Source organism: Plantibacter sp. MDV22-iso1 (genome assembly GCF_058408345.1).
On record NZ_JBZVDY010000001.1, the window covers coordinates 1,809,475 to 1,830,843 of the forward strand.

The 21,369-nt window shown below is 70.5% G+C and carries 20 protein-coding genes; 7 read left to right on the plus strand and 13 right to left on the minus strand.

Going from position 1 to position 21,369, the window contains the following annotated elements:
* Position 1 precedes the first annotated feature (1 nt).
* Together AC4PMY_RS08775 and AC4PMY_RS08780 are read left to right on the plus strand one after the other, a co-directional pair.
* Entirely contained in the window at positions 2-1,042 is a 1,041-nt protein-coding gene (locus AC4PMY_RS08775; protein ID WP_491622483.1) for an S-methyl thiohydantoin desulfurase domain-containing protein, read from the plus strand.
* On the plus strand, positions 1,039-2,547 hold the full coding sequence (locus AC4PMY_RS08780) for a PucR family transcriptional regulator (RefSeq protein WP_064295396.1): 1,509 nt from the start codon (positions 1,039-1,041) through the stop codon (positions 2,545-2,547). The genes AC4PMY_RS08775 and AC4PMY_RS08780 overlap by 4 nt, the downstream gene beginning before the upstream one ends.
* 73 nt (positions 2,548-2,620) lie before the next feature.
* On the opposite strand, the gene pdxY is transcribed toward AC4PMY_RS08780, so the two are convergent.
* On the minus strand, positions 2,621-3,469 hold the full coding sequence (gene pdxY / locus AC4PMY_RS08785; RefSeq protein ID WP_491622484.1) for a pyridoxal kinase PdxY: 849 nt from the start codon (positions 3,467-3,469) through the stop codon (positions 2,621-2,623).
* A gap of 170 nt (positions 3,470-3,639) precedes the next feature.
* Between pdxY and AC4PMY_RS08790 the strand changes: the two genes are divergently transcribed.
* Positions 3,640-4,650, plus strand: coding sequence for a diacylglycerol/lipid kinase family protein (locus AC4PMY_RS08790; protein WP_064295398.1), 1,011 nt, complete (start codon positions 3,640-3,642; stop codon positions 4,648-4,650).
* Between the two features lie 11 nt (positions 4,651-4,661).
* Here the strand turns inward: AC4PMY_RS08790 and AC4PMY_RS08795 are convergent, their stop codons facing one another.
* Both AC4PMY_RS08795 and AC4PMY_RS08800 read right to left on the minus strand, forming a co-directional pair.
* Entirely contained in the window at positions 4,662-5,990 is a 1,329-nt protein-coding gene (locus AC4PMY_RS08795; RefSeq protein WP_491622485.1) for an MFS transporter, read from the minus strand.
* 10 nt (positions 5,991-6,000) lie between these two features.
* A complete protein-coding gene (locus tag AC4PMY_RS08800; protein WP_064295400.1) occupies positions 6,001-6,279 on the minus strand; it encodes a hypothetical protein in 279 nt (92 codons plus the stop codon).
* Between the two features lie 176 nt (positions 6,280-6,455).
* Here AC4PMY_RS08800 and AC4PMY_RS08805 point away from each other — a divergent pair, with 176 nt between their 5' ends.
* Entirely contained in the window at positions 6,456-6,971 is a 516-nt protein-coding gene (locus AC4PMY_RS08805; protein ID WP_491622486.1) for a GNAT family N-acetyltransferase, read from the plus strand.
* A gap of 7 nt (positions 6,972-6,978) precedes the next feature.
* Here AC4PMY_RS08805 and AC4PMY_RS08810 read toward each other — a convergent pair whose 3' ends face one another.
* The 8 genes from AC4PMY_RS08810 to AC4PMY_RS08845 form a co-directional block, all read right to left on the minus strand.
* Complete coding sequence (locus AC4PMY_RS08810) at positions 6,979-8,910, minus strand: D-apionate lactonase family protein (RefSeq protein WP_491622487.1); 1,932 nt, start codon at positions 8,908-8,910, stop codon at positions 6,979-6,981.
* Positions 8,911-8,920: 10 nt separating this feature from the next.
* Positions 8,921-9,673 carry an SDR family NAD(P)-dependent oxidoreductase gene (locus tag AC4PMY_RS08815; protein ID WP_064295403.1) on the minus strand — a complete coding sequence of 251 codons (753 nt, stop codon included), beginning with the start codon at positions 9,671-9,673 and terminating at the stop codon, positions 8,921-8,923.
* A 223-nt stretch (positions 9,674-9,896) separates the two neighbouring features.
* Positions 9,897-10,811 carry a phosphogluconate dehydrogenase C-terminal domain-containing protein gene (locus AC4PMY_RS08820; protein WP_254773616.1) on the minus strand — a complete coding sequence of 305 codons (915 nt, stop codon included), beginning with the start codon at positions 10,809-10,811 and terminating at the stop codon, positions 9,897-9,899.
* Positions 10,766-11,563 carry a sugar phosphate isomerase/epimerase family protein gene (locus AC4PMY_RS08825; RefSeq protein ID WP_491622488.1) on the minus strand — a complete coding sequence of 266 codons (798 nt, stop codon included), beginning with the start codon at positions 11,561-11,563 and terminating at the stop codon, positions 10,766-10,768. The genes AC4PMY_RS08820 and AC4PMY_RS08825 overlap by 46 nt, the downstream gene beginning before the upstream one ends.
* Entirely contained in the window at positions 11,560-12,363 is an 804-nt protein-coding gene (locus AC4PMY_RS08830; protein WP_491622489.1) for a triose-phosphate isomerase family protein, read from the minus strand. The genes AC4PMY_RS08825 and AC4PMY_RS08830 overlap by 4 nt, the downstream gene beginning before the upstream one ends.
* The gene (locus tag AC4PMY_RS08835; RefSeq protein ID WP_064295405.1) at positions 12,363-12,833 is read right to left on the minus strand and encodes a ribose-5-phosphate isomerase; all 471 of its coding nucleotides are present in this window, start codon (positions 12,831-12,833) and stop codon (positions 12,363-12,365) included. The genes AC4PMY_RS08830 and AC4PMY_RS08835 overlap by 1 nt, the downstream gene beginning before the upstream one ends.
* Complete coding sequence (locus AC4PMY_RS08840; protein WP_491622490.1) at positions 12,830-14,614, minus strand: dihydroxyacetone kinase family protein; 1,785 nt, start codon at positions 14,612-14,614, stop codon at positions 12,830-12,832. Before AC4PMY_RS08840 ends, AC4PMY_RS08835 begins: the two co-directional genes overlap by 4 nt.
* On the minus strand, positions 14,611-15,990 hold the full coding sequence (locus AC4PMY_RS08845) for an MFS transporter (protein ID WP_231884344.1): 1,380 nt from the start codon (positions 15,988-15,990) through the stop codon (positions 14,611-14,613). Before AC4PMY_RS08845 ends, AC4PMY_RS08840 begins: the two co-directional genes overlap by 4 nt.
* A gap of 140 nt (positions 15,991-16,130) precedes the next feature.
* Here AC4PMY_RS08845 and AC4PMY_RS08850 point away from each other — a divergent pair, with 140 nt between their 5' ends.
* Entirely contained in the window at positions 16,131-16,868 is a 738-nt protein-coding gene (locus AC4PMY_RS08850; RefSeq protein ID WP_064295407.1) for a FadR/GntR family transcriptional regulator, read from the plus strand.
* Between the two features lie 111 nt (positions 16,869-16,979).
* Here AC4PMY_RS08850 and AC4PMY_RS08855 read toward each other — a convergent pair whose 3' ends face one another.
* Entirely contained in the window at positions 16,980-17,579 is a 600-nt protein-coding gene (locus AC4PMY_RS08855) for an NAD(P)H-dependent oxidoreductase (RefSeq protein WP_491622491.1), read from the minus strand.
* A 117-nt stretch (positions 17,580-17,696) separates the two neighbouring features.
* Between AC4PMY_RS08855 and AC4PMY_RS08860 the strand changes: the two genes are divergently transcribed.
* Positions 17,697-18,827: a VanZ family protein gene (locus tag AC4PMY_RS08860; protein WP_491622492.1), complete on the plus strand. Its 1,131-nt coding sequence runs from the start codon at positions 17,697-17,699 to the stop codon at positions 18,825-18,827.
* Positions 18,828-18,923: 96 nt separating this feature from the next.
* Here AC4PMY_RS08860 and AC4PMY_RS08865 read toward each other — a convergent pair whose 3' ends face one another.
* Entirely contained in the window at positions 18,924-19,634 is a 711-nt protein-coding gene (locus AC4PMY_RS08865; protein WP_254773617.1) for a TetR/AcrR family transcriptional regulator, read from the minus strand.
* 97 nt (positions 19,635-19,731) lie between these two features.
* On the opposite strand from AC4PMY_RS08865, the gene AC4PMY_RS08870 reads away from it, so the two are divergent.
* The gene (locus AC4PMY_RS08870; protein WP_491622493.1) at positions 19,732-21,252 is read left to right on the plus strand and encodes an ABC transporter substrate-binding protein; all 1,521 of its coding nucleotides are present in this window, start codon (positions 19,732-19,734) and stop codon (positions 21,250-21,252) included.
* Positions 21,253-21,369: the final 117 nt, after the last annotated feature.

Sequence of the window (21,369 nt, forward strand, 5' to 3'; positions counted from 1 at the left end):
CATGCCGACCCTCCTCGAGCGCGATCGCCTCCCCGCCCTGGCGACGGGGTTCGCGATCCTGGGCTCGGGAGGTGGCGGCGCGACGACGATGCTCGAGCTGGCGCTCCGCGACGAGCGCGCCTGGCCGTTCGACCTCCACAGCGTCGACGACCTCGATCCGGAGACCCCGTGTCTCGCCGTCGGCTTCGTCGGTTCCACGATGCTGCTCAGCGAGCGCCTCCCCGGCACGGATCCGTTCGGGCGGCTGATCGGAGCTGCGGAACGCTGGCTCGGACACCGCATCCCGGCCATCTGTTCGTTGGAGGGTGGCGGGGTCAACGGGCTCACCCCCTTCGCGTTCGCCGCAGGGCGGACCATCGTCGACGCTGATCTGACCGGACGCGCCGTCCCCTCGCTCGACCAGATGTCGATCCTCGTGGACGAGGTCCCGGGCATCGTCGTCACCTGCGACACCGGTGCCGGCGGGGTCGCCCTCGTCGAGACCGAGCGGGCCCTCGACATCGAACGCGTCGTCCGCGCGGCGATCGTGCAGGCCGGTGGGAGCGGCGGCATGGTGTTCGCTGGCTTCACGGTCGGCGACCTCCGAGCGCACGCCGTCGTCGGGAACGCCGCCCGGGCACTCGAGCTGGGCGGAGCGTTCCTCGCGCGGATCGACGGCCCGCTGACCGCCCTGGCCGAGTCGCTGGGTGGACGGCTCCTCGCGGAGGGTCGGGTCAGCAGCATCGAGCCGGACTCACGGGACCCGCACGTCCTCACCTTCGGGATCGACGGGAGCAGTGGCGCGCTGCACCGCCTCGTCGCCCGCTCCGAGACGCTCGCGTTCATGACGGACGGACGACTCGAAGCCGCCGCGCCGGACCTCATCGTCGTGGTCGACGCGGTCTCCCGGGACATCCTCGAGGTCACGGCGATCTCGATGGCGAGGCACGTCGCCGTCATCCGGGTCGACGGTCCGGAATGGTGGTCCGGCTCCCCGGAGCGACTCCGCCATGTACTCCCGTCCGCCTACGGCCTGGACGAGCTCGACGAGGTCCCGGCATGAGCGATCGCCTGCAGCTGGGCGCACTCCTCGCCCACCCCGACAATGGTGGCGTGCGGCTCGTCGCCGGCCCGGCCGACGCCAATTGGGCCGGCGTGGTGGTCGAGACGAACGAGGCGGCCCTCCCCGAGGACGGCGCCGGTCGACTCGCCGTGGTGACCGGCGTCCCACCCACGAGGCCGTGGCAGCAGGATGCGCTCGTCCGTCGCACCCGGGATCGTGGCTTCCTCGCCCTGGCGATCCCGGAGGCCGACGGCTTCGGCGCGGGGACGCGCGCGCTCGCCGACCGACTCGGCTTCTCGCTCCTGCACGTCGACCGACCGATGCTGCTCGCGAAGGCGTGTTGGCAGCTCGTCGAGGCCCGCGACTCCCTGACCCTCGGGTACGTCCGCAAGGTCGCGCAGTCCATCGAGTACCACGCCGAGGGCCTGGCCGACCTCCTCCGCCACCTTTCGACGAGTATCGGCCACGGGATCGCCCTCATCGACAGCGAGGGGGTCTTGCTCGAGGCCGGCGGGCGGTTGCCGTCCGAGGTGCACGCGGCGATCGACTTCGGCCCCTGGGTCGACCTGACGAAGGCCGGGCGCGGCGCTGCGGCATCGGTCCGGGTGGACAGCCCGAGTCGGGAGGGCCTCCGGGTCGCGTTCTTCGGGGACGGACTCGACGACCGACAACTGAGCGCGCTCGCGGTCGCCGCCGAGGTCGCCATGCCCGCCGTCGCGGCGCGGATCCTCATCGACGAGGTGGCCGAGGTCAGTGACGCGTCCGTGTCGTCCGGCGTCCTGCGGGACTTCGTGGACCTCCGAGGCCGCCCCGATCCCGACGTCGAACGTCGCATGCTCGAGCGGGGCTGGCGGACGACCGGCTACCACCTCGCGTTCCGCATCGTCGGCCGGAGCCGGGTGGACGCCCTGCAACTCCTCCGCTTCGTCACCGGCGCGCTCGGTCGGATCGCCGTGGACTCCCACGCGACGACGAGCGGGCGCGGGGTGAGCGGTTGGCTGACCTTCGCCGAACCGCCGGAGCCGCCGCAGGTCGAGCGGTACATCGCCGCCCTCCGCGACCTGCACGTTGAGGCGCGGCGATCGTTCAACGTCGCGACGGCCGTCGGGTCGCTGGCGAGCGGATCGGCGGGTCTCACCTCATCACTCGGGGAGGCGTCCGACGCGGTGCGCATCGCCGCGAACCGGTCGACGACGGGCTGGTTCGTGCGGGTGGATGGCCTCGGCCTGGAACAGCTGCTGCTCGCGTGGACCGGCAACGACACCTTCGTCCCGGCTGCACGGTCGCTCCTCGCCCCGTTGCAGACCGGCAACGGCGAGCTGCTCACGACGCTGTCGGCCTACCTCGACCACGAGTCCGCGGTCGCGCCGACGGCGGCCGCGCTCGGGCTGCACCGCAACACCGTCGCGACGCGGATCACCCGCGCGCAGGAGCTCCTCGGCGTCGACATGGCGGACCCGGAGGTGCGCCTCGCGCTCCACCTCGCCTGCCGCGCCGTGCGGTGAGCGTGGGTCGCTGAGTCGCCCAGAACTGCACAGAGATCGCCCGGCTCCGAACAGATCCGGGCGACTCAGCGGCTCAGACCGCCGTCGCGGTGAACTGCATCCGCGGGTTCGCGTAGAACTCCTGCGCCTCCACCAGCTGCAGCTCGCGCTGGCCGGAGCGGTACGTGAGCTCCACGAGGTCGAACACACTCGACGCCGTGCGCTCGAGGGCGAGCTTCGCGTCGCGGGTCTCGCCGTAGTGCGCGGCGAACAGGGCGGCCGTGACGTCGCCGGACCCGTTCGCCTTGAACGGCAGCAGCGGCGTCTGGACGATCCACCGACCGGCGTCGTCCACGACGAGCATCTCGATCGTCTCCGGGTCGCGGTCGGGACGCTCGACGCTCGTCACCAGGACGACCGACGGGCCCATCGCGCGGGCGAGTTCGACCGACGCCAGCGTCGACTCCAGCGAGCCGGGCTCGGTACCCGTGAGGAAGCCGAGCTCGAACTGGTTCGGCGTGATGATGTCGGCGTTCGGCACGACGCGGTCGCGCAGCAGGTCGGGGATCTCCGGGGCGACGAAGCACCCGGACTTCGCGTTGCCCATGACCGGGTCGCACGCGTACAGCGCGGCGGGGTTCGCCGCCTTGACCCGCTGCACCGCGTCCACGATGACGTCGCCGATGCCGACGCCGCCCTGGTAGCCCGAGAGCACGACGTCGATCTGCGGGAACGCTCCGCGCTCCTCGACACCCGTGATGACCTCGCCGACCTGCTCGGGCGAGATGAGCGGGCCGCGCCACGCGCCGTACCCGGTGTGGTTCGAGAAGTTCACCGTGTTGACCGGGATCACCTCGACGCCGATGCGCTGGAGGGGGAACACGGCCGCGGAGTTGCCGACGTGCCCGTAGGCCACGGCTGACTGGATGGAGAGGATCTTCACGATGTCGCAATCACGATGGGGAGGCCGCCGCGGACACTGCGCTCGTGGCGGGCATGGACGGTGCCTGCAAGGACTCAACGATACTCTTCCGCCGCCTGCAGAACCCACGTGCCACGTCAACCCACGGACCGGATCCCCCTCGCCCCTGCCTCCGCTCCTATGCTGATCGGATGACGACACCTGAGAGCACGACCGCGCCGAGCGACACGACGGCGACCAAGATCGCCGCCGTCATCTACAACCCCGTGAAGGTCGACCTCGACGTGCTCCGCGAATCGGTCGAACGGTCCGCCGCCGATGCGGGCTGGGGCGAGTCGCTCTGGTTCGAGACGTCGGTGGAGGATGTGGGCCAGGGCGTCACCGCCGAGGCGATCGCCGCGAAGGTCGACCTCGTCATCGCGGCCGGCGGCGACGGCACGGTCCGCGCGGTCTCGGAGGCCCTGCGCGGGAGCGACATCCCTCTCGCGTTGCTGCCGTCCGGCACCGGCAACCTGCTCGCGCGCAACCTCGACCTCACCCTCAATGACCTGCCCGGCTCCGTCATCGCGGCGTTCACCGGCGAGGACAAGGCGATCGACCTCGGTGTCATCGACATCGAGCGCGCCGACCACTCACGCGACCGCCACGTGTTCGTCGTCATGGCCGGCATGGGCATCGACGCGAAGATGATCAAGAACACCGACGACGACCTCAAGGCGAAGGCCGGCTGGGCCGCCTACGTCGACGCGATCGTGAAGTCGCTGCGCGATCCGGACGAGCTGCACCTCCGGTTCCGGATCGACGACGAGCCGCAGGTGCGCGCCACCGTGCACACCGTCATCATCGGCAACTGCGGCTCGCTGCCCGCCAACATCCTGCTGCTGCCGGACGCGGTCGTCGACGACGGACTGTTCGACCTCATGTTCATGCGCCCCGGTGGGATCCTCGGCTGGATCCGCATCTGGGCGAAAGTCGCGTGGGTGAACGGTGTCCTGCGACGGACGAAGACCGGCCGGGCGTTGGCCGGCAAGAAGAAGGACGACGACGACCTCCAGTACGGCACGGCGAAGCGGTTCGTCGCCCGGATGTCGAAGCCGGAGGAGATCGAACTCGACGGCGACGGCTTCGGTAAGGCCATCGCGATCAACACCTGGATCGAGCCGGGTGCCCTCACCGTCCGCGTTCCGGCCGCGGCGGAGTAGCTCGCGCGCCCTCAGCTCACCGCTGTGCGTGGGGTGACCCGCCGGGCCCAGAGCAGCACGGGGATGAGCAGGAGGGCCAGCACGCCTCCCGCGATCGACAGCGCGCCGTAGCCGACACCCGCCATCACGACGCCGGACATGACGCCGGCTCCGGCGCCGGCGAGCGCGATGAGGACGTCGAGCGTGCCCTGGGTGCGTGCCCGGTTGGCGGGCACCGTGTGGTCGACGACGAGCGCGGTGCCCGCGATGAGCCCGAAGTTCCAGCCGAGTCCGAGGAGGGCGAGCGCCAGGATGAGCAGGCCGAGCGAGTCCGCCGGCGCGAGTGCTCCCGTGACACCGGCGAGCAGGAGGGTCACGCCGGCGGCGATCGCCATCGGGGTGCGGCCGATCCGGTCGACGAGGACGCCGGTCACGAGCGAGGGGAGGTACATCGCGGCGATGTGGATCCCGATCACGAGCCCGACCTCGCCGAGGCCGTGGTGGTGGGCCCGCATGTGCACCGGGGTCATGGTCATCACCGCGACCATGGCGATCTGCGTGACCACCATGACCGCGGCGCCGACGTAGGCACCGACGCCGGGACGCGGGCGTGCGGCGGTCGTCGGAGATGCCTGCTTCGGCCCCGCCTGCTCCGCGGCGGTCTGCTCCACCTCCAGCTGCGCGAGCTCGGCGTCGAGACGGCGGGCGAGGAGGAACGGGTCGGGTCTGAGCAGCACGAGCAACGCCGTCCCGGCCGCGAGGTAGGCGACCGCGGCGAGCAGGAACGGCCCGGCGAGCGACGGCAGTCCGAGGCCGGTCGCGAACGCCCCCAACGGCTCGACGAGGTTGGGTCCGGCGACGGCGCCGAGTGTCGTCGACACCATCGCGACGCTGATCGCCGAACCACGTCGGGCCGGGGTCGCGAGGTCGGTGCCGGCGTAGCGCGCCTGGAGGTTGGTGGCCGTGCCAGCGCCGTAGACGAAGAGCGACAGGAAGAGCAGCGGCACCAGTGCGGTGGTGGCGGCCACGACCACTCCGATCGCACCGACGCCGCCCGCCGCGAATCCGAGTCCGAGCCCGATGCGCCGGCCGAGCCGCTGGGTGACGCGCCCGACGAGGAAGGCGGTGAGCGCGGAGCCGAGGGTGAGGAGCGCGGCTGCGACGCCCGCGAGGCTCATGCTGCCGAGGACGTCCTGCACGAGGAGCGCCCCGACCGTCACCCCGGCGGCGAGACCGGCGCCGCCGAGGACCTGGCTGATGACGACGACCGTGAGTGTCCGCCGCTGGACGCGGGCTCGCTCGGCGGCGATGGCAGCTCTGGCGTCGGAATCCCGGGAATCGCTCTCTCCGCGCTCGCCCATGCTCCGACCGTCAGCGTCGCGTGGAGATGCGACCGTAGGCGTCGACAGTCACGATGAGCGACTCGACCTTGCGGTTCACGACGCGGATGATCACGACGATGAGCCAGAGCCCGCCGGTGAGGAGCGTCAGGATCAGGTTCCAGAACCAACCGATGCGCTTCTGTCGCTGCAGCACGGCCTGCTGGCCCTGCACCGACGACACCGTCCAACCGCGCGCGGCGTAGCGGGCGACTTCGGCGTTCAGGACGGCGGTGAGCTGCTCCATCGGGAGCGGTGTGGAGGAGGACATGCCTCGAATCTACCCGTCGCGGGCGCCAGGCCCGCGAGCCCGACACCGCCGGTGCCTGAGCTCGTCGAAGGGCACCCCGGCTCCCGACGGCCGACCCCCTGAACCCGACATCACCGGTCCCTGAGCCCAACACCACCGGTCCCTGAGCTTGTCGAAGGGCACTCTACGATCGATGTATGCGCATCCGTCTCGCCGAACCCGCCGACCTGCCTGGCGTCCTCGCCATCCACACCGACGCCGTCGCGAACGGTGTCGCGATCTGGACCGAGGTCACGCCCGACCTCGCCGAGCGCGAGGCATGGCTCGCGCGCCACCAGGAGCCGGGCAGGGTCGCGCTCGTCGCCGTCGCCGACGGCCCCGACGACACCCTCCCCGAGGGTGACGTCCTCGCCTACGGCAGTTACGGTCCGTACGCCGCGAAGGACGGGTACCGCCACACCGTCGAGAACTCCGTGTACGTGCACCCGGACGCGCAGGGGCGCGGCCTCGGCAAGGCGCTCGTGGTCGAGTTGCTGGAACGTGCCACGGCCGACGGCCACCACGTCATGCTCGCCCTCATCGAGGCGGAGAACACCGCATCGATCGCCCTGCACACGAAGCTCGGGTTCGAGCAGGTCGGCCTGCTGCCGGAGGTCGGGACGAAGTTCGGCCGCTGGCTCGACCTCGCCATCCTGCGCCGCACGCTCGCCTGAGCGGGATCTACGAACCCGAACGGGCGATCACGACCCGGGCGACCGCACCCGCGGCGAGTTCCGCGGTGTGCGGCTCGGATGCACCGGTCAAGACGACCCGGACCGGTGTCTCGCCGAGGTTGCCGAGGATGACGACGGTGTCGCCGGCGGCATCGACGGCGGCGATCGCGGTCACACCTGCCGGCGAGACGGGCGACCCGGCACCGGGCGACACCCCGCCGACCTCGACCGCGACGCGCCGTCGGCCGCTGAGCTCGGCGATCCACCCGAGGGCCCGGCCCGCGGCGGTGAGCGTGCCGTCGGCCGCGACGAGCCCACGCGGTCCGGTCGCCTCGAAGTACGACAGCGACTCGACACCGGAGACGGCCAGGGCCGCAATACTGCCGACGACCCAGGCGCCGAGCGCCTCCGCCGACTGCCGCTCGTCCGTGGCGCCGGGCACGTGCTCCGCGCCGAAGCCCGCGCGGAGTTCCGGGTCGCGGGAGTCACCCGCGCTCGCCCGGGTGGTGGCGACCGCGTTGTAGCGGGCGCCGAGCGTGACCGGCCCGACGTGCAGCGGGCGGCCGTCGGCGATCCTCACGGCGTCCGCCACGACGACGGCCTGCATCCCGAGCGACTCGACGAGCTGGTGCCCGCCGCGGTCGTGCATGAACGGCGTGATGCTGAACGCCACGGGGCCCGTCCAGCGCTCGAGGCGCGCGTGGTTGCGGTTGAGCTCCGTGAAGTGCGCGCGCGTGCCGCCGACGAGCTCGGGGTGCGGCGTCGGGACCTCGGCCCACAGGGTTCGCAGGACCTCGCCGAGCGCGGTCAACAGCGTGACCTCCGAGAGGTGGGTCCGGCGATGGAACGCCCCGACGCGCACGACGGGCACGGCCGCGTCGCGGAGCCGCCGCAGCACCGGCTCGGCCTCCTCGCCCGTCCCGAGCACGAGCCGGAGGTCGAGGGGCCCGCCGCCGGCCTGGCGCACGGCGCGATCGAGGATGGCCGGCCAGTCCTGGTTCGTCGGGTCGATCTCCACGAGGATCCCGGTGATCGTGTCCGGGACCACCGCACCAGCGCGTCCGCCATCGGGGTCGCTCGACACCGAGGTCGAGATCGTGGGGACGACACTGTCGAGTGGCGCGCCGATCCACCCTTCGACCACCTCAGGGACAGAGTCCTCTCGTTGCCCCGCGAGCTCCGTCTCGGGCACGACGGTCACGGCGAGCGGCGTCGCCAGTGGGGCGTCGGCTGGCTCGGCAGCGCCGACCCGTGCACAGCTGACCTCGACGGACTGCTCCACGACGTCACCGACCGCCAGTGCGACGGGGAACGGCAGCGAGAGAGGCGTCGAATAGGTCTTGAACGAGGCGTCGGTCCAGTTGCGCTGGTCCTCCATCTCGAAGACGTCACCGCTGAAGCGGACCGTGGTCGCGACGCGGTCGCCGGTCCAGGCGAGGGACCCGATGCGGATCGCCGGCTGATGCGGAGCGACGTGCTCCGGGAGGCGCACGGTCGTCGTGGACCCCTCCGGGTGGCCGACGACGAGCTCGGCGCCGGCGAGCGCCGGTGACTGCAGCACGATGAGACCGATGCGCGCGCGCCGGAACGCGGCGGTCACCTCGGCCCGGACGGCGACCCGGAGTGTCGACGCTCCGAGGTCGACCGACAGGGACCAGGCGACGGTCTCGCCATCGTCGCCGACCCGGCCGCGCAGGGCCAGGCCGCTCGTCGTGCGGTCGACCGCGTCGACGATGACGGGCAGTGTCTTCCAGTCCTGGTCGCGGACGACGAAGCGGATGCTGCGCAGCACGGGCTCGCCGTCGAAGGTGATGTCGTCGAGCTCCGAGCCGCGGAGCGAGGCCGACCAGGGCCCTCGGCCGACGGTGAGGGCGTCGCGCTCGCGGTCGAGCAGGAGGTCGGATGCGACGCGGAAGGTGGTTCCCGAACGCGAGGTCATGATCGTCGGCTCAGAGGCTCGTCATGCCGCCGTCGACCCGGAAGGTCGCTCCGGTGGCGAAGCTCGACTCGTCGCTGGCGAGGTACACCATGATGCCCTCGACGTCCGAGGCCTGGCCGGGACGACCGAGCGGGATGCGCCCGACGATGGCGGCACGCGACTCCGGGTCGCCGGAGATCGCGGTGACGAGCGGGGTCTCCGTGTAGCCGGGGACGACGGTGTTCACGCGGATGCCCTGATCGGCGTAGGCCGCTGCGACGGTCCGGCCGAGGCCGTGGATCCCGGCCTTCGTGGAGCTGTACGCCGTGAAGTCGGCACCCTCGCCGTTGAGACCGGTCGGGCTGCCCGTGAGGATGATCGAGCCGCCGCGGCCGAGCATGGCGCGGACGGCGTGCTTGGTCGTGAGGAAGGTGCCGGTGAGGTTGATGTCGACCGTGCGCTGCCAGACCTCGAGGTCGAGGTCGGCGATTTTCGCGTCCTGGCCGAAGAGCTGTACGCCGGCGTTCGCGACGACGACGTCCGGGGTCTTGCCGGCGGCGTCCATGACCGCGAAGGCGGCCTCGACGCTCGCTTCGTCGGCGATGTCGAGTCGCACGGCGATGGCGGTCGGGAAGGGTGCCGCCGCATCGCGGGCGGCCTGGATGTCGCGGTCGGAGAAGACGACGGCGGCGTCCTCCCGCGCGAACCGTTCGGCGACCGAACGTCCGATACCCGACCCGGCACCCGTCACGAGCGCGGTCTTTCCTGCAAGTCGTCCAGTCATCGTCGCCTGTCTCTCGTGCGGTGTTGCGGGGGGTGGTGTCGCGGGTGTCGCAGTGGCTGTCGTGGGTGCGACATCGGGTCGTCTGCAGCCTATCCGGCGCAACCGGTTGACCGCATGTGACGTTCGCAATTCAGGACGGCCGCGGCGCGCCGACCCGGATCGGGGGAGGGAGCGGGCCGACGCACCGGGCACGTCCTGAATTGCGAACAGCTGGCGAAGCGGGTTACCGCTCGATCTTGTCGAGGTGGAGCATGGCGGCGAGGTTCTTGTCGAGCTCGTCGTCCTGGAAGACCTTCTTCCAGTCGTCCTTGATGATCGCGCTGCGGCCGTAGTCCATCGCGATGAGGCACGCGTCGGAGAACGGGTTGTCGCCCTTGAGCGAGTTCGCGAGGGCGACCTGCGTGTGGCCGAGCAGGATCGCACGAGCGGCCGGCTCCGGCACGCCCATGGTGTTGACGGCCTCGTCGAGCGACTCCTTGAGGAGCGCACCGATCATGCAGGCGATCGTCTCCACGAGGGTCGGCTCGAGCTGCGCGAGCTGCTTGACCGTGACCCAGTGGACCTCGCCGACGGGGGCGAAGATCGCCCGGACGACGGCCTCGACCTGCGCCTGCTTCTCAGCGTCGTCGGACTCGATCGCCGCGATGGCGTCCTGGAGGGCGGCGATGCCACCGAAGGTGTCCGCGTACTCCTCGGGCGTGTGGCGCTCGACGAAGACGGAGGGGTGGCAGGGGTGCGTGACGGCCTGGATGACGTCGTCGCGACGGGTCAGCAGACCCGCGTACGCGGCGGCCGGGTCGAGCGTGAGGAGCACGGCGCCCGACTTCATGAGCGGGACGACGCCGGCGGACACGGCCTTCAGGGCGAGGTCCGGGACGGCGAGGATGACGACGTCGGCGTCGGTGACGGCCGCGTCGGTCTCGGTGAGCTCGCGACCGGCCTCGGTCACGCGCTCCTGACCGGCGGGCGACACCTCGCTGTAGAAGACGGTGTGGCTGGTCTTCACGAGGTTGTTGGAGACGCGCATGCCCATCTTGCCGCCCGCGCCGATGACGGCGATGGTGAGCTGGTCCGCGACGGTGGTGGTGTCGGTCATGATCTTCCTTCTCTCAGGTACTGCAGGTTGTGTGCGGTCCACGTGCGCTCGAGTTCGATCGTCTCCGTGATGGAGTCGCCGAGCGGGAGCCAGTGTTCGATGATCTGGTTGACACCGCGCTCGTCCGGTTGGACGACGGCGGTGAGGGCTGGGTAGTCGAGCAGGCCGGTGCCGAGCAGGGCACCCTCGAGGGTGAAGCCGACCCAGCCACCCCGGCGGGTGAACGCGAAGTCCTTGACGTGGATGTTGCGGACGTACGGAGCGGTGCGCTCGATGACGTCACTCGGGTGCTCGAGCCGGGCGACGGTGTTGGCGGGGTCGAGGCAGATGCCGAGGTTCGGGTGGTCGACGGCGGTCACGAGGTCGACGAGCTCCTGCGACGACAGCTGCTCGTAGGTCTCGAGTGCGATCGTCACGCCGGCCGCCTCGAACGCCGGGAGCACCGCGCGGAGACGATCGACGGCGTCCGTGTGTGACGGCCGGTCGTCGCCGGAGGTGACCATGCTGCGCAGGAGCTTCGCACCCAGCACGGTGGCGATGTGGAGGAAGCGTTCGAGGTGCGCGACCGCGATCCCCTTCGTCCCGAGTTCGAGGGCGACCCCGCGCTCGCGGGCGACCTCGGCGATCCGGCGCAGCTCATCGTCGGACATCGACTCGATGCGGGCGTCGTCGCAGATCTGGAAGAGCTCGACGCCGGCGTCGGCCGTGCGCTCGATCATGCCGATGACGCTCAAGCGCTCGGGTGCGAGCTCGGAGCCCTCCCAGAAGAAGGTGTAGGTGCCGAAGCCGATCATGCTGTCCTCGGTCCCTGAGCCTGTCGGAGGGCCTCGTCGAGCACGGCCTCGAGCGCCGCGACGTCGTGGGCGAAGCGTCCGAGGAACACACCGTCGACGTCGTCTCCGAGCGCGGTCAGCAGACCGGGGCCCGCACTGCCGCCGTAGATGACGGAGCTGCCGACCCGGTCGGCGCGCTCGGCGATCGATCGCTTCAGGATCGCGCCGACAGCTCGCACGTACTCGGCAGACGCGGGTTCAGCCGCACCGATCGCCCACACGGGCTCGTAGGCGACGATCACCGGTCCCGCCACGGCGTCGGCGAGCGCGGAGTCCAGCTGGCGCACGCACTCCGTCGCAGCCGCCTCGGGCGTCGTGCGCTCGACCTCGCCGATGCAGAGGACCGGTGAGAGTCCGTTGCGGAGGGCCGCGGCGGTCTTCTCGGCGACGACCTCGTCGGTCTCGCCGAAGAGCGAGCGGCGCTCCGCGTGGCCGACCTCGACCACGGCGACGCCGACCTCGGCGAGCTCGGGGCCGCCGACCTCACCGGTGAACGCGCCACGGTCCGCGCTCGCGAGGTCCTGTGCTCCGACCAGCACGCCCGTCCCGGCGAGGGCCTCGATCGACTGCACGACCGCGAGGTAGCCGGGGATGACGAACAGTCGCACGCGACCATCGACCACGGCCTCGTGCCGACGGGCCAAGGCGCCCACCTGCTCGATCCACTCGAGGGTCTGCGCATGGCCGAAGTACATCTTCAGACTCACACCGACCACGCGGGGCGCGGTCGACGTGCTCGCGGTCGACGGGGAGGCGGTCATCAGCAGGAGCCCGTCGCCTCGTACTCACCGATGACGGCGACCTTCTCGGCGCTCGCGCTGGTCTCGTCGAAGCGGTAGGTGAGCCACTCGCGGACGAGGCGGCGGGCGAGCTCGATGCCGATGACGCGCTGGCCCATCGTCAGGACCTGCGCGTTGTTGCTGAGGACACCGCGCTCGACGGAGAAGCTGTCGTGTGCCGTGACGGCGCGGATGCCGGCGACCTTGTTGGCGGCGATCGCGACGCCCAGGCCGGTGCCGCAGAAGAGGAGCGCGCGGTCGGCCTGGCCGGACGCGACGAGCTCGGCAGCGGCGATGGCGACCCGCGGGTAGGCGGTGTGACCATCGGCGTCCACGCCCACGTCGACGAGCGAGGCGACGCCGTCGTGCTGCTCGAGGTCGCGCTTGACGATCTCCTTGTAGTCGAACCCGGCGTCATCCGAGCCGATGACGATGCGCAGCTGATCGGTCATGCGTGTACTCCTTCGTTGGTGGTGGTGCTGGTGGAGCCGTCCGGCGTAGTGGTGCCGGCGGCGCGCTCGAGGACGGGGACGATCGCCGTGACGATCAGGCCGAACGAGTAGGCACCGGCGTCGACCGTACCGAGGCTCTTCTCCGCGTGCGGACGGGCGCGGCCCATCTTCGGCAGGAGGTCCGCCGTCTCAGCGGCAGCGGTCGAGGCAGCCGCAGCGGCGGTCGTCCAGGCGGCGACGAGGTCGGAACCGTCGGCGACGGCTGCACGCAACGTGGTGGTGAACGGCACGAGCGCGTCGACCATCGTCTTCTGTCCGACCTCGGCCTTGCCGAACGACACGATGCCGTCGACCGCGGCCTGCACGCCGGTCGCGACGTCGGTGCGGTCGGGGGCGACCTCGTCACCGAGGGCGGTTCCGACCGAGCGGAGCGCGAGTCCCCACAGGGCACCGGACGTGCCGCCGGCGCGGTCCGCCCAGGCGTCGCCGGCCAGGTGCAGGACGGTGTGGGCACCGGCCCCGGCATCGGCGGCGGCGTGTGCGGCGGTGACGGCGGCACGAGCACCGCGCTGCATGCCGATGCCGTGGTCACCGTCGCCCGCGACGGCGTCGATCCGGCCGAGCTCCTCGACGTTCGTGTCGATGACCTGGACGAGCGCGTCGAGGGCCTCGACCACGACCGCGGCGGCGGCCCGGGACGCGTCGGAGGCGGCGGGGATCTCGGCAGCCGTCTCGGCGACGATCTCCGACGGGTCGAGCTGTTCGGCCGCTGCGACGACGCCCTTGCGGTAGGCGGGGGTGTCGGCGCCGGCCGCCCAGAAGCCCTCGAGCTCCTCGTCCAGCCAGAAGAGCGTGAGCGAGACGCCCGCCATGTCGAAGCTCGTGACGAGCTCGCCGACCTCGGGGTCGACGATCTCCACCCCTGCGGCCTCGAGCTGCGCGGCGACCGCACGGTAGACGACGAACAGTTCCTCGTACTTCACCGAGCCGAGGCCGTTGAGGATGACGCCGACGCGAGCGCCGGTGGCCTCGGAGACGCCCTCGGGCAGTTCCGCGAGCAGCGAGGAGACGAGCAGGGTGGCGAGTTCATCGGCCGTCGGCACGTCGGTCTCGTCGATGCCGGGCTCGCCGTGGATGCCCATGCCGACCGCCATGCGCCCCTCGGGCACGGTGAACAGCGGCTCGGTCGCGCCCGGCAGGGTGCAGCCGCTGAACGCGACGCCGAAGGACCGGGTGCGCTCGTTCGCGTGGGTGGCGACGCGGACGACCTCGTCGAGGTCGTAGCCCGCCTCGGCCGCGGCGGCGGCCGACTTGAAGACGGTGAGGTCGCCCGCGATACCGCGACGCTTGTGCTTCTCAGCGACGGGCGCGCTCGAGATGTCGTCGGTGACGGCGACGCTCCGGGTGGGGATGCCCGCTGCATTCAGCGCGTCCTGCGCCTGGGTGAAGTGGAGCACGTCGCCCGCGTAGTTGCCGTAGCTGAGGAGGACGCCGCCCCCGCGCTGCGCCGCCTTCGCGACCGACTCGACCTGATGGGCGGACGGCGACGCGAACAGGTTGCCCATCGCCGCACCGTGCGCGAGGCCCTGGCCGACGATGCCGCCGAACGCCGGGTAGTGGCCGGAGCCACCGCCGATGACGAGCGCGACCGTGCCCTCGGGCGTCCGGGTGCTCCGGACGACACCACCGGTCACGCGCCGGACCTGGTCACGGTTCGCGGCGACGAAGCCGTCGATCATCTCATCGGCGAAGTCCGCCGGGTCGTTGAAGAGGCGCGTCATCGGGTCTTACCCGTGAGGTCGTCGTGCGAGACGCGCAGCTCGCGAGAGCTCCGCTGCTTCGAGAGGATCACCATGAGCGTGGCGGAGATCATCATGAAGCCACCGACGATGAACATCGGGACGACGTACTGCGGGGTGTCGCCGACCTTGGTGAGGTCCGCGACGGCACCGGTGATGTACGGCGCCGAGAACCCGGCGAGGTTGCCGACTGTGTTGATGAGCGCGATACCAGCGGCCGCTGCCGCACCGGTGAGGAACTGCGTGGGCAGCGTCCAGAAGTTGGGCAGCGCGGCGAAGATCGCCATGGCGGTGACCGCGATGATCGCGATGGTGAGGGCGGGCGAGTTGGCGAAGAGCGCGAGCGGGATGCTCACGGCACCGACGATCGCGGGGATCACGATGTGCCAGGTCTTCAGGCCACGGCGCGTCGCGTCACGAGACCAGAAGTACAGGGCGATGGCGGCCGGCACGTACGGGATCGCCGTGATGAGGCCCTTCTGCATGACGTTGAACTCGGTTCCGAACGTCTCCTGGAAGCCCTCGATGATCGTGGGGAGGAAGAAGCCGAGCGCGTAGAGGCCGTAGATGAAGCCGAAGTAGATGAACGCGAGCATCCAGACGCGACCGCTCGTGAACGCGTGTTTGAGGCTGACGTGGCCCTGCTTCTGCTCCGTGGTGGCCTTCTCGTGTGCGAGAGCCGCGGTGAGCCAGGTCTGCTCCTCGGGGGTGAGCCACTTGGCCTCGGACGGACGGTCCTTCAGGTAGAACCAGGCGATGACACCGATGAGGATGGCCGGGAGTCCGACGCCGAGGAACATGAAGCGCCAGCCCTCGAGACCGAAGAACACGCCGTGCTGACCGATGAGCCACCCGGCGAGGGGTGCGCCGATGACGGTGGTGAGCGGCTGCGCCAGGTAGAAGAGGGCGAGGATCTTGCTGCGGTGCTTGGCCGGGACCCAGAGGCTCAGGAAGAGGATCGCTCCGGGGAAGAAGCCGGCTTCGGCGACACCGAGCACGAAGCGGAGGATCGCGAGCTGCTCGAAGTTGGCGACCCAGGTGAACAGGACCGCGACGATACCCCAGGTGACCATGATGCGGGCGAGCCAGCGGCGGGCACCGAACTTGTTGAGCGCGAGGTTGCTGGGCACCTCGAGCAGGATGTAGCCGATGAAGAAGACGCCGGACGCGAAGCCGAACTGGGCGGCGGAGAGCGCGAGGTCCTCGTTCATGCCGTTGGGGGCGGCGAAGCCGATCGCGGTGCGGTCCAGGTAGTTGATGAAGAACATCAGCGCCACGAACGGCACGAGACGGATCGAGACCTTCCGGATGGCTGATCGCTCGACAGCCGGGTTGGCCGCGGGGGCGGTGGTGTCCACTATGACTCCTCGGGTGGGCGGCATCGATGCCGCGGGCAGGGCGTGGTCCGGGCCGGACCGGAATGAACGATACATCAACCGGTTGACCAATTCAAGCAGTGGGCTCCGGGCATGCCGACCCGCCGCGATACAGTGAACCCATGCCTGCGTTCCCGGATCGGCCGACCGACGACATCTCGTCCAGCCTCGGACCGGTCGCCGTGGGATCCGCCGTCTCCGCCGTCGCGAAGCGCCTGCTCGACCACTTCACGAGCGGTGAGATCGCCCCGGGGACCCGCCTCCCACCGGAGCGTCAGCTCGCCGCGTCCCTCGGCATCGGGCGGTCCGCCGTCCGCGAGGCCCTGGCGGCGCTCGAGATCCTCGGCGTCGTCGACGTCCGCCCGGGCAGCGGCACCTACCTCCGCGGCAGCGTCTCCGAGCTCCTCCCCGAGACGCTCAGCTGGGGCCTCATGCTCGGCGAACCGCGGACCCGCGAACTCATCGAGGTGCGCGGTCAGCTGGAGGTCTTCGCTGCCGGCCTCGCCGCGACGCGCATGGACGACATGGCACGCAACCGGCTGCGCAACCACCTCACCGCCATGAGCGAGGCGGGCGCCAATCGCACCAAGTTCATCGAGGCCGACCTGAAGTTCCACCTGGAGCTCGCCTCGGCCACCGGGAACCGCGTGCTCTCCGACCTCCTGCAGAGCATCCGCTCGCTCCTCCGCATCTGGGTGGAGCGCGGCATCCACGAGGACGTCGACGCCCAGCGCGCCTTCGAGGAGCATGAGGCCGTCTACGAGGCGATCATGTCGGGCGACCCCGCGGCGGCCACGGCTGCGATGCAGCACCACATGGACACCGCGACCGAGCGCCTCAACCGCACCCTCACGGCGTAGCATTTCGACAGGCTCAGTGACCGGGGTTCGGTTCAGTGACCGGGGTTCGGGTCAGTGACCGGGGTTCGGGTCAGTGACCGAGTCCCGGTCCCTGAGCCCGTCGAAGGGCGGTCAGGCGCGGATCGCCTCGACGACCGCGTCCACCGCGGCCTCGGCCGCGCGCGTTCGCGCGTCGGCGTCCTCGCCCTCCGAGTCATGGAGGAAGGTCGTCACGCCGCGGCGAGCGCCACAGAAGTCGACGATGCCGTGCTCGAGCTGCGTCCGCATCGCCTGCTCGTAGCCGTGGCGGTCGTAGACCCCGGCGTCGTCGCCCGCGATCGGCACGAGGTGCACGCGCAGGCGGTCGAGCTTCCGGACGATCCCGCCGTCCGCGTCGAGGCCGAACGCCCAGCCGTTGACGAAGACGCGGTCGAACCAGCCCTTGAGGAGCGCGGGCGTCGACCACCAGTACACCGGGAACACGAGCACGAGGTCGGTGGCCCGGTCGAGCCGCTCCTGCTCGGCGGCCACGTCCGGGGTGAAGTCCCCGCCGACGCGGTAGGTGTGGCGGTCCGCGAGCGTGTACCGCGGGTCGAAGCCCTCCGCAGCCAGGTCCGCGACCTCGACGCCGGCCGGGTCCGAGGTCGAGCGCAGCTCCTGCGCGAGCCGCTGGGCGAGGTGATGGGTGAGGGAGTCGGGGTCGGGATGGGTGGTCACGATGAGCGTCGGCACACTCCATCATCGCCTGCATCGAGCGCGGGATCCGCCGTTCGGCACCCTCTGCAGGATGACCGGGGTCCGTCCGCCGACTGATGCCGAGGGTGCCACGAGCGCCCTACAGTTGTCGGAATGAGCGGGTGGACATGGCAGGCGTGGGTCGGACTCGTCGGCGGCACGGTGATCTTCTTCGCCGTCCTCGGTCCGATCCTGCTCGTGCAGCTCCGTCGCTACGGCCAGATGTCACTCCCTCGGGTGATCGGTGCTGCGGCGGTCAGTGTCTACGCGGTCGCCCTCGTCGCCTACACGCTGCTGCCACTGCCCGATGAGCGCGCGAACTGCAGCACGGCCCATGGGGCGCTCGAGCTGATCCCCGGGCACTCGATCGGGGACATCGCACGGGAGACCGCCGGGCTCTCGGTCCTGAGCACCCTGACGAGCCACGCGTTCCTGCAGGTCGTCCTGAACGTGATCCTCTTCATCCCGTTCGGCGCCATCGCGCGGCGGTACTGGAACCGTGGGCTCGGTGTCTCCATCCTGCTCGGGGCGCTCGTCTCCCTGCTGATCGAGTCGACGCAGTACACGGGCATCTGGGGTTTGTACGAATGCGCCTACCGGGTGGCCGACGTCGACGACGTGATCACGAACACGGCGGGCGCCGCGATCGGAGCACTCATCGCCCCGATCGTCCTCGGGTGGATGCCGAGCGCGCGAGCCCTGCGCGCCACCCGCGACCGGGCGCGACCCATCACCGTCTGGCGACGCTGGTTCGGCATGGTCCTCGACGCGTTCGCCGTGAACCTGTCGATCACGGTGCTGTCGCTCGTGTTCGTCGTCCCACGCGTCCTGCTCACAGGTGCGACCGGGACCGCCAACGACCCGACGCTGCCCGAGGTGCTCAGCATCGGCGCTGGCACGGTCGTCCTCGTGATCGTGCTGCCGGCGCTCATCGGGAGCGGCGCGTCGCTCGGGCAGCGCCTCGTCTGGCTCGCTCCGGAGTGGCCGGACGGACGCGGATCGGCGGCTCGCCGCCTCTACCGCGGGTCCGTCGTTGCCCTGCCGTACATCGCCACGACGACCGCCGCGCAGATACCCGACGCCACGAGCGGCCTCACGCAGACGATCGTCGGGATCATCGGGATCCTCAGCTTCATCATCGTCGCCACGGCCGTCGCCTCTGTACCGTTCACCCGACACCGCCGCGGCGTCTCGTACGCCTCCGTCGGCGCGGACCTGCGCGACGCACGGGCGACGACGCCGTAGCGCGACAGCAGGAGATCAGCGCCGCAGCAGGACGCACTCGCTCGACGGCTCCTGCCCAGGGGCGGACCTCCTGGTGCCGCGCCGGCCGCTCGGCGCCTAGAGCTCGGTACCGAGGAGCCCCGACAGGAAGGCGTGGAGCTCGTCCGCCATGTCGACCGATTCCGGTGCGAGCAGCCACTGCACCTGCAGGCCGTCCATGAGCGCGAGGGTCATGAAGGCCGCGCTGGTGGTGGGGAAGCCGGCCCGCACGCGTCCTGCGGAGACGAGCAACCCGAAGGTGCGCTCGAGCCGCGCGCGCGTGCCCTCGTAGCGCTCGACGAAGTAGTCGTGCGCCGGGTGGTCGGGCGAGGTCGCCTCCGCCGAGAGCGTGCAGTAGAGCGCGACCACGCCGGGCACGGAAGCGTTGTACCGGGCGAGTGCGACCAGCCCCCGGAGCGTCTCGATCGGGTCGTCGCCGTCCATCGGGACGAGCGTCGCCGAGAGGTCGTCGCGGTGGGACAGCACGGCGGCGAGCAGCGCGCTCTTGTTCGGGAAGTGGTGCAGGAGTCCTGCCTCGCTCATCCCCACCTGCGCGGCCACCTCCCGAAGCGAACCCGCGCGATATCCCCCGTTGGCGAAGACGGCGAGCGCGGCGTCGAGGATCGCGACGCGCTTCATACCGGTTTTCGCATATGCACCGCGGGGCTTCCCCTGCGGCTTGTTCCCGGTCTTGACCGATGTCATCGGACGACCTCCCCCTTCGGACGGCTTCACGATAGCGCGTTCCCCGTCGAACGCCGCGGCCTGGTCGTGATCCAACTGTGACATGGTCGAAAACAAAAAGCTAGTGACCACTCGGCTTTCGTGCTAGCGTCCTCAATCACCAGCGATCCGATGAGGGATTGCTCACAGCGAATGGACAAAGATGTTCCGATGGAAGACGACCGCAGCCGTCGCGGTCACCGCTGCTGCACTCGTGCTCACCGGATGCTCCGGTAGCACCTCCGCCTCTGACAGCGGCTCCGGTGGCACCCTGATCCTGGGTGCGATCACTCCCCCCACCACGTTCGACCCGGCCGGCTCCGAATGGGGCAACCGCTCACCCTTCTACCAGGCCGTCTTCGACACCCTGCTCGTCGCCACCGCCGACGGCGAGATCGTCCCGTCGCTCGCGACCTCCTACGAGTACAACGACGACAACACCGTCCTGACGCTCAAGATCCGCGACGACGTCACCTTCACCGACAAGTCGAAGCTCACCGCCGACGTCGTCAAGCAGAACCTCGAGCGCTTCAAGACCGGCACGTCCCCCGACGCCGGCTACTTCGCGGGTGTCGCCTCCGTCGAGGCGCCCGACGACACCACCGTGGTCATCACCCTGAGTGCACCCGACCCGGCCATGCTCAACTACCTCACCCGCGACCCCGGCCTGATCGCCAGCGCGGAGTCGTTCGACAGCCCCGACCTCGCCACCAACCCGGTCGGCTCCGGACCGTACGTGCTCGACACGGCCGCGACCGTCACCGGCACGAGCTACAGCTACACCGCGAACCCCGACTACTGGAACAAGGACTGGCAGCACTACGACAAGCTGACCATCAACGTCCTCCAAGACGCGACCGCCGGCCTGAACGCCGTCAAGTCGGGCGAGGTCAACGGCATCAAGCTCGCGAACAACGACAACCTCGCCGAGGTCGAGGGTGCCGGCTGGACCGTCAACGCCAACGAGCTCGACTTCCAGGGCATGCTGCTCCTCGACCGCGCCGGCACCATGAACCCGGCGATCGCCGACGTCCGCGTCCGCCAGGCCATCAACTACGCGTTCGACCGCCCGGCCCTGCTCAAGGCGCTGCAGAACGACAACGGCACGGTCACGGGTCAGGTCTTCCCGGAGAACTCCCCCGCCTTCGACAAGTCGCTCGACGACCGCTACGGCTACGACCCCGAGAAGGCCAAGGAGCTGCTCGCCGAGGCGGGTTACGCCGACGGTCTGACGCTCTCGATGCCGTCCTCCACGGTGCTCGGCGCCACCACCTACACGCTGATCTCGCAGCAGCTGGCCGACGTCGGGATCACCGCCGAGTACACGGACCCGGGCAACAACTTCATCGCCGACCTCCTGGCCCCGAAGTTCCCCGTCTCCTTCATGGCGCTGGAGCAGAACCCGGACTGGCAGCTCATCCAGTTCATGATCGCCCCGAACGCCGTCTTCAACCCCTTCAAGTACGACGACCCGGAGGTCGACGAGTACATCAAGCAGATCCAGTACGGCGATGAGGCGACGCAGGGCAAGGTCGCGAAGGAACTGAACCAGTACATCGTCGAGCAGGCGTGGTTCGCCCCGTTCTACCGGGTGCAGGGCAGCTTCGCGACGGACGCCAACACGACCGTCAAGATGATCCCGACGAACGCGTACCCGTCCATCTACGACATCCAGCCGAAGTAGTCCGCTGGTCCTGAGCCTGTCGCGGGTCCGCCCTTCGACAGGCTCAGGGACCGGAACCGGAACCCGTCGCAGGCCCGGCCGTCGACAGGCTCCGGGACCGGGACCGACCGGTCGCAC